The organism is Sphingomonas sp., from assembly GCF_039595165.1.
In the GTDB taxonomy this organism is placed as follows: domain Bacteria; phylum Pseudomonadota; class Alphaproteobacteria; order Sphingomonadales; family Sphingomonadaceae; genus Sphingomonas.
In genome coordinates this window covers 1-8,290 of record NZ_JBCNMA010000143.1, presented here as the reverse complement: position 1 = coordinate 8,290, position 8,290 = coordinate 1, and the positions used below count along the sequence as shown (strand labels likewise).

Sequence of the window (8,290 nt, the reverse complement as noted above, 5' to 3'; positions counted from 1 at the left end):
TCGTGTCGGCCTGCCCGGCCCCCGGCGCGGTGGTGAAGGTGAACCAGTCGGCGCCCGCGCCGCCGGTGAGCGTGTCCGCGCCGTTGCCGCCGGCGAGCGAATCGCTCCCGTCCCCGCCGCGCAGCGTGTCGTCGCCGTCCATGCCCTGAAGCACATTGTCGTTGGCATCACCGATGATCACGTCGGCGAACGCCGAGCCGTCCACCCGCTCGATCCCGACCAGCGTGTCGCCCCCGCCAAAGCCCGCGCTGCCCGGCGCGGCGCCCTCGAGCTGAACCCACAGGCCGCCTGAGGCGTTGCGATAGTCGACCGTGTCGACTCCCGCCCCGCCATCGACATAGTCGCCGCCCGAGCCGCTGATGAAGCGGTCATCGCCGTTGCCGCCGAAGAACTCGATCACGGTCGCGATGTTGGAGACCACGTCGTCGCCATCGCCCGCCTCGAGCGTCAGCAGCCCGCTCTGGGTATGGACCAGGAACTGGTCACTGAACGCGGTGCCGGTGACGTGCGCGACATATTCGATCCCGGTCAGCGTGCCGCCGGCGAAGGTCATCGACTGGCCCTCGGTCAGCGCGCGCATGTCCAGCGTCACACCGGTCGTGGCCCCGCGCAGCGAGATGCGCAGCCCGTCGCGGCCCGCGCCGCCATCGGCGCTGTCTCCATAGCCGATCGAGAGCAGGTCGTCCCCGCCACCGCCGCTGAGCGAGTCGATATCGGCCCCATGATCGTCGGTGCCGCTGCCGCTGTAGAGCTTGTTGGCGGCGCCGTTGCCGGTGATGACATTGCCCGAGCCATTGCCGAAGCCGTCGATCGCAGTGGTGCCGTACAGCGTCAGGTTTTCGATCACATCGCGCAGGCTGTAGGTGAAGTTCACGCGGATGGTATCGGTGCCCTCGCCCGCCAGCTCGATCACGCGATCCATGACTTCGTCGATCACATAGGTGTCGTCACCCAAGCCCCCGACCATGTAATCGGCGTCGAACCCACCATCGAGCCGATCGTTGCCATTGCCGCCGACCAGCACGTCGGCACCCCGTACGCCGAAGATGACGTCGTCGCCGTCCATGCCCTGGATCACGTTGTCGAGATTCGAGCCGACAAACTCGTCGTCGAAGGCCGAGCCGTCGATATTCTCGACGTTGCTATGGAAGTAGCGCAGGGCCTGGATATCGACGTCGACGCCGGCGAGCATATTGCGGAAGTCGAGCGTATCGACGCCGTCCCCACCGTTGAAATGGACCCAGATGAACGAGGTGAGCCGCGACGCCTCGGACGCGATCCAGCGATCGTTCCCGGCGCCGCCATTCATCTTGAGCCAGTTCGTGCCGCCATTGTCGCCGAAGATATCGCCGCCCTCGCCACCATTGACCACCATGTCGTCGGACTGCACCGGGGTGGGACCCAGCCAGAAGCGATCGTCGAAGCTCGTGCCGGTGATTTCCCCGATTTGCTCGACATAGCGGATCAGCGTGCCGTCCACGTCCCAGTCTGAGCCGCCGAGACCGAGCGTATTGACGGTGACGCCATGGTCCGCGCCGGCGAGCGACAGATAGAGCCGGTCGATGCCCGCGCCGCCATCGGCAAGATCGCCATAGCCGAAGGTCAGCCTGTCGTCGCCGTCGCCACCATAGAGCTGGTCATATTCGGTCCCATCGTCGGGGAATGCGACTGGACGCGTGGTGTCTGCCCGATTCCGGTTACCGGACGCGAGCCAGTCGCTTCCCGTCTCGCCGAAAATCCTGTCCGCCCCGTCACCTCCGTAAAGCTCATCGCCGCCGCCGCCACCGAGGATCACGTCGTTGCCGCCAAACCCCTCAAGGATGCTTCTGGAATCGGAGCCGATCAGCAAATCATCACCAGGGCCAGCCGCCAGCGGCTCCAGCCCCGGATCGAAAATCCCCGGATCGACGCTGATCGACATCGGCTGGATTAGCGCCGCCCCGGGGGCTCCGGCGAGATCGTCCACGAGAAACGGGTGCTTGGCGGCCACGGCATTCCCCCGGCATCGAATCACATGGTTAATCATGCCGCGAAGCCACGGGCGAACAAATGCTTTTCTTGTCGTGACCGGCTCGCGACGGCACGCTTTTCAAGCCGAACTTGCTTGTCGCGCGGGCATCCGCGCGCGTAGAGGCATGAGGCGGGTCCGGGACTCGCGCGATGGGGAAGCAATAGACGATGCGCGCTGGCTGGCGAGCACCCAATGCGACGCTCGCGGCCGCGCTCCAGGCGTGCCGGCGCCACTTCCTGGCGGCCGCCGGTTTCAGCGCACTCATCAACCTGCTGTTCCTCGCGCCGATGCTCTACATGCTGCAGGTCTATGACCGCGTGGTGCCGACCCGCGGCGCGCTGACCTTGCTGTTCGCGACGCTCGCGCTCGCCGTCGCGCTGGTCGCGCTGTCGCTGCTCGACTGGGTGCGCTCGCGGCTGCTGGTGCGCGCGAGCGTGCGGCTCGACCGCCAGCTCGCCCAGCCTTTGCTCGACGCCGGGCTCGCACTGCGCACCGGCGAGGGCGGCCCGGGCGCGCGCCAGGCGGTGCGCGACTTCGACGTGCTGCGCCAGGCGCTGACCGGCCCCAGCATGCTCGCGCTGTTCGATGCGCCGTGGAGCCCAGTCTATGTGCTGATCTGCTTCCTCATCCACCCCGCGATCGGCGCGCTGGTGCTGGCGGGCGCGGGGGTGCTGGTGCTGCTGACCTTGCGCAACGAGAAGCTGACGCACGGCCCGCTCCACGATGCCAACCTCGCCGCGCGAAAAGCCTATGCCGACCAGGATCGGGTGACCGCGGATGCCGACATCGTCCGCGCGCTCGGCATGCGCCGCGCGCTGGTCCGGCGCCACCTCGCCGATCGCGAGACGATGATGGCGCTGCAGTCGCGCGCCAGCATGATCTCGAGCCGCTACGTCACCGCCAGCAAGTTCCTGCGGCTGATGCTGCAGTCGCTCTCGCTCGGGCTCGGCGCGTGGCTGGCGATCGGCAACTCGATCTCGGTCGGCGCGATCTTCGCCGCGTCGTTCCTCGCCGGGCGCGCGCTGGCGCCGATCGACCAGCTGCTGGGATCGTGGCGCACCGTGGTGCAGGCACGCGACGCCTATGCCGCGCTCGGCGAGCTGCTCGCGGGCGAGGAGCAGGTGCCGCCGACCCGCCTTCCCGCCCCCGCCGGACGCATCACGCTGGAAGGCGTCACAGTGCGGGCGCCGGTGGGCGACGCCGCGATCCTCAGCGACATCGCGTTCGACGTGAAGCCGGGCGAGGTCGTCGCCGTGGTCGGCCCGAGTGGCTCGGGCAAGTCGACATTGCTGCGCGCGATCGCCGGCGCCGCGCCGACCGCGGGCGGCACGATCCGCTTCGACGGCGCGAGCATCGGCGACTGGGATCCCGAGCGGCTGGCGGTGCATATCGGCTATCTGCCGCAGGAGACGGTACTGTTCGGCGGCAGCGTCCGCGACAACATCTCGCGCTTCGAGGGCGAGCTGGGCGGCGACGCCGAAGCGATCGATGCGGCGGTGGTCGAGGCCGCCAAGGCGTCGGGCGCGCACGCGCTGATCCAGCACCTCCCCAAGGGTTACGACACGTTGCTCGGACCGGGCGGCAGGGGGATTTCGGCCGGACAGGCGCAGCGCATCGGGCTTGCCCGCGCGGTCTATCGCGCACCGGCGATGCTGCTGCTCGACGAGCCCAATGCGCATCTCGATGCCGAAGGTGAGTCGCAGCTCGTCGCGACGATCGCCGCGGCCAAGGCGCGCGGGGCCTCCGTCCTGATCGCCGCACACCGCATGGGCGTGCTCGGCGTGGTCGACCGCATCCTGCTGCTGCGCGCCGGGCGGATCGAGGCGTTCGGCCCGCGCGACGAGGTGATCGGACGGCTCCAGGCGGTGCGCGGCGCGAAGCCGGCAACGGCCAAGGAGAAGGCGGCGGGCGCATGACTGCGCTGGCCGAAGCCTTGCCCCAGACCGGCGCCGTGCTCGACGACCGGCCGGGGCGCGAGATCCGGTTCGGGCTGATCGTCGCCGGGCTGTTCTTCGTCGTGCTGCTCGGCTGGGCCGCGTTGGCGCCGCTCGATTCCGCCGCCTTCGCGCCTGGCCGCCTCGCCGTCTCCGGCCAGCGCCAGGCGGTGCAGCATCGCGAGGGCGGCGTGGTCTCGCGCATCCTAGTGCGCGAGGGCCAGCGCGTGCGGCAGGGCGAATTGCTGGTCGAGCTCGCCGCCGCCGATGTCCGTGCGCAGGAGCGCGCGCTCGCGGGGCAGGTGATCAGCCTCAAGGCCGAACGTGCGCGGCTGCTCGCCGAGCAGGCGGGGCAGGCCCGCATCGCCTGGCCGGCGGAATTCGCGGCGCTGACCGGCGAGGACCGGGTCGAGGCCGACGCCGCGGTCGCGCGCCAGCAGGCGCAGTTCGCCGCCCGCGCCTCGGTGCTCACCGCGCAGACCGGGGCAATGCGCCAGCAGATCGCGCAGTCGCTGCAGGGCGCCACCGGTTATCGCAAGCAGGCCCAGGCCTCACGGGAACAGGCGCGGCTGGTCACCGAGGAGCTCGACGCGATCAAGGACGTCGCCGACAAGGGCTATGTCGCCAAGACGCGGCTGCGCGCGCTCGAGCGGGCGCGGGCCGACCTGCTCGGGCAGGAGGGCCAATATGCCGCCAACACCGCGCAGGCGACGACTCAGGCGGGCGAGGCGCGGATCAAGCTGCTTGAGGCGGAGCGCGCGTTCCGCGAGAAGAGCAGCGCCGAGCTGCGCAATGTCGAGCTGAGCCTGACCGATCTCGAACCGCGCCTGCGCGCCGCGCGCGACCAGCTCGAGCGCGTGCGCATCCGCGCGCCGGCCAGCGGCACGGTGGTCGGGCTCAGTGTGTTCACCCCCGGGGGCGTGATCGCGCCCGGCCAGAAACTGATGGACGTGGTGCCCGCGCAGGCGGTGCTGGTGATCGAGGCGCGGGTGGCGCCGGGCGACGCCGACGACGTCCAGGCTGGGCAGGCGGCCGAGATCCGCTTCTCCGGGCTGCACGATCGGCAGCTGCCGATCCTGTCGGGCAAGGTCACGCGACTCTCGGCGGACAGTTTCGAAGACGAGCGCACGGGCGAGCCCTATTTCCTCGCCGAGGTCGCGGTCCCGGCCGCCGAACTCGAAGCGATCCGTCGCGTGCGCGGCGACGGATTCGCGCTGCGTGCGGGCATGCCTGTGGAAGTGCTGGTGCCGCTGCGCAAGCGCACCGCGCTGCAATATATTTTCGAGCCGCTCAGCCAGACGATGTGGCGCTCGTTCCGCGAGCATTGATCGGTCCGGCGCGCGATCGGCGCAGGATAACTAGTATCATTTGACACCAGATACTGCACGGACTAGCCCGGGCGCCTGCTTTCCGGAGAGTCGCCATGTCCGATCCCGCCAACCCCTTGGGCCTCAACGGCTTCGAGTTCGTCGAATTCACCTCGCCCGATCCCGCGACGATGGCGGCGCAGTTCGAGCAGCTCGGCTTCGTCGCGAGCCATCGCCACCCGACCAAGAACATCACCCGCTACAAGCAGGGCCGCATCAACCTGATGCTCAACCGCGACGACGCGGGCCGGGTGGCGAAGTTCCGCGGCGAGCATGGCCCGTCGGCCAGCGCGATGGCGTTCCGCGTCGCCGATCCCGTCAAGGCGATGGAATGGGCGCTGGCACATGGTGCCGAACGCACCGAGGAGGACGACACCGTCATCCTCGGTATCGGCGGCTCCTACCTCTATTTTATCCAGGACGGCCACGACCTCTACGCGAACTGGGCCGAGATCCCCGGCTGGCAGGAGGCCGAGGCGGCGAACAATGTCGGTCTCGACCTGCTCGACCACCTCACTCACAATGTCCGCCGCGGCCAGATGCGGGTGTGGAGCGAGTTCTACAAGACGCTCTTCGGGTTCGAGGAGCAGAAGTATTTCGACATCAAGGGCCAGGCGACCGGCCTGTTCAGCCAGGCGATGATCGCACCGGACAAGGCGATCCGCATTCCCCTGAACGAGAGCCAGGACGACAAGAGCCAGATCGAGGAGTTCATCCGCGAATATAGGGGCGAGGGCATCCAGCATCTCGCGCTGACCACACCGGATATCTACGATACGGTCGAACGGCTGCGCGCCCGCGGCGTCAAGCTGCAGGACACGATCGAGACCTATTACGAGCTGGTCGACAAGCGCGTGCCCGGCCATGGCGAGGACCTCGAGCGGCTGCGCAAGAACCGCATCCTGATCGACGGCAATGTCGGCGACGAAGGTATCCTGCTGCAGATTTTCACCGAGAACATGTTCGGCCCGATCTTCTTCGAGATCATCCAGCGCAAGGGAAATGAAGGCTTCGGCAACGGCAATTTCCAGGCGCTGTTCGAGAGCATCGAGCTCGACCAGATCCGCAGGGGTGTCATCAAGGTCGACGCCTGACGAATTGGAGAGGAGAGCCGGGACCAACCCGGCCGCCAATTCCTTCCAAAGGGGGAAGGAACCGGATGCGGGAGCGCGCTTCGGCACGCCCCCGCATCCAACTTTTCCGGCAACTTCTCCGGACTGCGAAGAAGGTTTAGGAAACGGCATGCCCGACTATTTCCCCGGCTTCGGCAACCATGTCTCGACCGAGGCGGTCGCCGGCGCACTCCCCGTCGGCCGCAACTCGCCGCAGCGGCCCGCCTATGGCCTCTATGCCGAGCAGCTCTCCGGCACCGCCTTCACCGCGCCGCGGCACGAGAATCGGCGCTCGTGGCTCTACCGCATGCGGCCGAGCGCGGAGCATCCGCCCTATCGGCGCTATGAAGGTACGGCGCGCTTCGCCGTCGCTGCTCCGGCCGATCCGCTGCCGCCGAACAGGCTGCGTTGGGACCCGGTCGCACCGCCCGCGCCGGGCACCGATCTGATCGACGGCATGACGACGATGCTGGTCAACCGCGAACCCGCCGATCTCGAGGGCGTCGCGGTGCATGTCTACGCCGCGAACGCGGACATGGACGCGCGCGTGTTCGTCGATGCCGATGGCGAGTTGCTGTTCATCCCGCAGGCCGGGCGGCTGGCGCTGCTGACCGAGCTCGGGCGCATCGACATCGCGCCGGGCCAGGTCGCGCTGGTGCCGCGCGGGGTGAAGTTCCGCGCCTTGCTCCCCGATGGCGAAGCGCGGGGCTATGTGGCGGAGAATCACGGCGCGCTGTTCCGCCTGCCCGACCTCGGCCCGATCGGTGCCAACGGCCTCGCCAACCCGCGCGACTTCGAAACGCCGGCGGCGTGGTTCGAGGATCGCGACGAGCCGTTCGAGCTTGTGCAAAAGTCGTTGGGAAACCTGTGGACGACGACGCTCGACCACTCCCCGCTCGACGTCGTCGCGTGGCATGGCAACCTCGCGCCGTGGCGCTACGACCTCGCCCGCTTCAACACGATGAACACGGTGAGCTTCGATCATCCCGACCCCTCGATTTTCACCGTGCTGACCTCGCCCAGCGACGTGCCGGGGCGCGCCAACGCGGACTTCGTGATCTTCCCACCGCGCTGGATGGTCGCCGAGGACACGTTCCGCCCGCCCTGGTTCCACCGCAATGTGATGAGCGAGGCGATGGGGCTGATCCACGGCGCCTATGACGCCAAGGCCGATGGCTTCGCGCCGGGCGGGCTGTCGCTGCACAACCTGATGGCCGGGCACGGGCCCGATGTCGCGAGCTGGGAGGGCGCGAGCAACGCCGAGCTCAAGCCGCACAAGATCGACGGGACGATGGCGTTCATGGTCGAGACCTGCTGGCCCTATCGCCCGACCCGGCACGCGCTCGACACCGCGCAGCCCGATTACGACGCGGCGTGGGCAGGATTTCCCAAGGCGAAGCTGCCGGCGTGAGGTCCCGCCCCGAATCCGTTTGGACTGAGCCTGTCGAAGCCCGACTGGCAACGCCCTTCGACGAGCTCAGGGCAAACGGGTGTGGGTGAACGGCTCACCGCGACCCCGCCCGGGGTCCGGCTCGGACCGCTCGATCTGATCGCCGACGGCGCGGCGCGCAACTTCGTGCTAGAGATGCGGGCCGGGCGCTTCCACGGCTTCGCCGTGCGCAACGGCGAGGCCGTCCATGGCTATGTCGATCGCTGCCCCCATATGGGGCTGCCGCTCGCGCAACAGCTCGACGCCTATCTTACCGGCGACGGTGGACTGATCCAGTGCAGCTGGCACGGCGCGCTGTTCCGGATCGGCGACGGCGCCTGTGTCGGCGGGCCGTGCGTCGGCGCGGCGCTGACCCCGTGGCCGCTCGAGGTGCGCGACGGCGCGATCTTTTCGGCCTGATCGTCACCCCACGGAGA

General features: G+C 68.7%; 6 protein-coding genes. 5 read left to right on the top strand and 1 reads right to left on the bottom strand.

The genetic code is table 11. The features are described from left to right. Nucleotides 1-1,990, bottom strand: a 1,990-nt coding sequence (locus ABDV68_RS16895; protein ID WP_343521273.1) for a calcium-binding protein, incomplete at its 3' end; no start/stop codon positions are given. A 188-nt stretch (nt 1,991-2,178) separates the two neighbouring features. Between ABDV68_RS16895 and ABDV68_RS16890 the strand changes: the two genes are divergently transcribed. The 5 genes from ABDV68_RS16890 to ABDV68_RS16870 all read left to right on the top strand — a co-directional run bounded on the left by ABDV68_RS16890 (nt 2,179) and on the right by ABDV68_RS16870 (nt 8,273). Further along, nucleotides 2,179-3,927 (top strand): type I secretion system permease/ATPase, encoded by a 1,749-nt coding sequence (locus ABDV68_RS16890; RefSeq protein WP_343521272.1) that lies wholly within the window; start codon nt 2,179-2,181, stop codon nt 3,925-3,927. After that, nucleotides 3,924-5,273 carry an HlyD family type I secretion periplasmic adaptor subunit gene (locus ABDV68_RS16885; protein ID WP_343521271.1) on the top strand — a complete coding sequence of 450 codons (1,350 nt, stop codon included), beginning with the start codon at nt 3,924-3,926 and terminating at the stop codon, nt 5,271-5,273. Before ABDV68_RS16890 ends, ABDV68_RS16885 begins: the two co-directional genes overlap by 4 nt. A 95-nt stretch (nt 5,274-5,368) precedes the next feature. After that, nucleotides 5,369-6,406, top strand: a complete 1,038-nt coding sequence (gene hppD / locus ABDV68_RS16880; protein WP_343521270.1) for a 4-hydroxyphenylpyruvate dioxygenase — start codon at nt 5,369-5,371, stop codon at nt 6,404-6,406. Nucleotides 6,407-6,554: 148 nt separating this feature from the next. After that, a complete protein-coding gene (gene hmgA, locus ABDV68_RS16875; protein WP_343521269.1) occupies nt 6,555-7,835 on the top strand; it encodes a homogentisate 1,2-dioxygenase in 1,281 nt (426 codons plus the stop codon). Between the two features lie 81 nt (nt 7,836-7,916). Continuing rightward, nucleotides 7,917-8,273, top strand: a complete 357-nt coding sequence (locus ABDV68_RS16870; protein WP_343521268.1) for a Rieske (2Fe-2S) protein — start codon at nt 7,917-7,919, stop codon at nt 8,271-8,273. Nucleotides 8,274-8,290 lie beyond the last annotated feature (17 nt).